The organism is Bradyrhizobium liaoningense, assembly GCF_018130785.1.
Lineage (GTDB): Bacteria > Pseudomonadota > Alphaproteobacteria > Rhizobiales > Xanthobacteraceae > Bradyrhizobium > Bradyrhizobium liaoningense_A.
This window is the reverse complement of sequence record NZ_JAFCJT010000060.1, coordinates 1-2048: the sequence shown is the minus strand read 5'-3', so window position 1 is coordinate 2048 and position 2048 is coordinate 1. Positions and strand designations below refer to the sequence as shown.

Genomic DNA, 2048 nt, shown 5'->3' with positions numbered 1-2048 from the left:
CAGCCACAAAATGCTCCAGGCGAGGTGGAATAACGACTTTCTCCTCTCCGTCCTTGCCCATATGCGATAGCCCTACCTCCAGGGGAGGGTAAGAGCGCGCCGCGAAAGCCGGGCTGGCGATTCGTCAGTATCGTTGTTACATTGCGCCGGCGAGGCTGCGACGTGCGTCAGGAGCCATATATCCCCGGGGCCTTATCGATCCTTTAGGGAACTGTCCCTGGCCGGGCCCGTGGGCTCGGACATATGGTGCCCACCTACTTTCGTAGGGAACTCCGGGATCGAGTGCTTCAACGGCGTACGCGGCTTCGCACTGTTTTTCTTCCTTCTGGTTCGTGCCCGTCGAATTGCGTCCCCGACACGCTTGCGGTTCAATCTCGGTGTCATGCCCCGGCTTGACCGGGGCATCCAGTACGCCGCGGCGTTGAGGTCTAGCACTGGCGTCTCTGGGATACTGGATCACCCGCCCCAGTGCGCAAGGGCGCACAAGGCGGGTGATGACAGCGGAGCAAGGCTCCGCCTTCGGAGCAAACGCACATGTCCAATTCGAAAGCCGAACTCCGTGCCAAAGCCCTCGCGGCGCGCGACGCGTTGAGCGAGAAGAAGCGCACCGCCGCCGCCGCAAAGCTCGCCAAGCGCGGGCTTCCGTTCCCGCTCCTGCCCGGCAGCATCGTCTCCGGCTATTCCCCGATCCGCAGCGAGATCGATCCGCTGCCGCTGATGAAGAAGCTCGCCGAGGAGGGCGCAAAGCTCGCACTGCCCTGCGTCACCGCACGCGGCCAGTCGCTGATCTTCCGCATCTTCCATCCGAACGACCAGCTGATGCTCGGTCCGCTCGGCATTCCCGAGCCGTCGCCGGCAGCAAGCGAAGTCATCCCCGACATCATGCTGACGCCGCTCGCGGCCTTCGATCGTCTCGGTCACCGCATCGGCTATGGCGCGGGGCACTACGACCACACCTTCGCGCATCTGCGCAAGGCCAAGCAGATCGTCGGCATCGGGCTTGCTTTTGCAGCGCAGGAGATCAAGGCGGTTCCGGCACTATCGCACGACGTCGCACTGGATTATGTGCTAACGGAATCGGACATCTTCGATTTCCGGAGTTCTGAAGTTGCGCATTCTCTTCGTGGGTGATGTCGTCGGCCGTAGCGGCCGCAACGCCATCGCCGAATATCTTCCCGGCATGGTCAAGGACTGGTCGCTCGATTTCGTCGTCGTCAACGGCGAGAATTCCGCCGGTGGCTTCGGCATCACGGAAGCGATCTATCAGGAGTTTCTCGATGCCGGGGCCGACGCGGTGACGCTCGGCAATCACTCCTGGGACCAGCGTGAAGCCCTGGTGTTCATCGAGCGAGCCGAGCGGCTGGTGCGGCCCGCGAACTATCCGCGCGGCACGCCGGGCCGCGGCGCCGCCTTGGTCGAGACCAAGAACGGCAAGCACGCGCTCGTCGTCAACGCTTTGGGCCGCGTCTTCATGACCCCGTTCGACGATCCCTTTGCCGCGCTCGAGCGGGAGCTCGGCGCCTGTCCGCTCGGCGTTGCGGCCGACGCCATCGTCGTCGACTTCCATTGCGAGGCGACCAGCGAGAAGCAGGGCATCGGCTTCTTCTGCGACGGCCGCGCCAGCCTCGTCGTCGGGACGCACACCCATGTGCCGACCGCCGACCACCAGATACTCACCGGCGGCACGGCCTACATGACCGACGCCGGCATGACCGGCGACTACGATTCCATCATCGGCATGCAGAAGGAAGAACCGCTGCGGCGCTTCACCTCGGGGATTCCCTCCGGCCGGTTCGAGCCGGCCGCGGGCGTGGCGACGCTCAGCGGCGTTGCGGTCGAGACGGACGATGCGACGGGACTCGCGCTAAAGATTGCGCCGGTGCGCGTCGGCGGCCGGCTGGAGCCGGCGACGCCGAAATTCTGGTTGAGCTGACGGACAGCGCGACATTCACGCTGCCACCCTCCCCTGGAGGGCAGGGGAATCGCATGTGATCTTTTCGTAAGGCATTGCGATTTTGGCAGAAATCGATTCTGACGGTGGCTCCTGA

Annotated in this window: 2 protein-coding genes and 1 other RNA gene; all 3 read left to right on the top strand. The window is 64.3% G+C overall.

The genetic code is table 11. The features are described from left to right. Positions 1-149 precede the first annotated feature (149 nt). Positions 150-310: non-coding RNA, 6S RNA (ssrS, locus tag JQ627_RS38860), on the top strand. A 224-nt stretch (positions 311-534) separates the two neighbouring features. Beyond that, positions 535-1131 (top strand): 5-formyltetrahydrofolate cyclo-ligase, encoded by a 597-nt coding sequence (locus JQ627_RS38855; protein ID WP_212489594.1) that lies wholly within the window; start codon positions 535-537, stop codon positions 1129-1131. Continuing rightward, positions 1109-1933 (top strand): TIGR00282 family metallophosphoesterase, encoded by an 825-nt coding sequence (locus JQ627_RS38850; RefSeq protein ID WP_212489593.1) that lies wholly within the window; start codon positions 1109-1111, stop codon positions 1931-1933. Before JQ627_RS38855 ends, JQ627_RS38850 begins: the two co-directional genes overlap by 23 nt. The last annotated feature ends 115 nt before the right edge of the window (positions 1934-2048 follow it).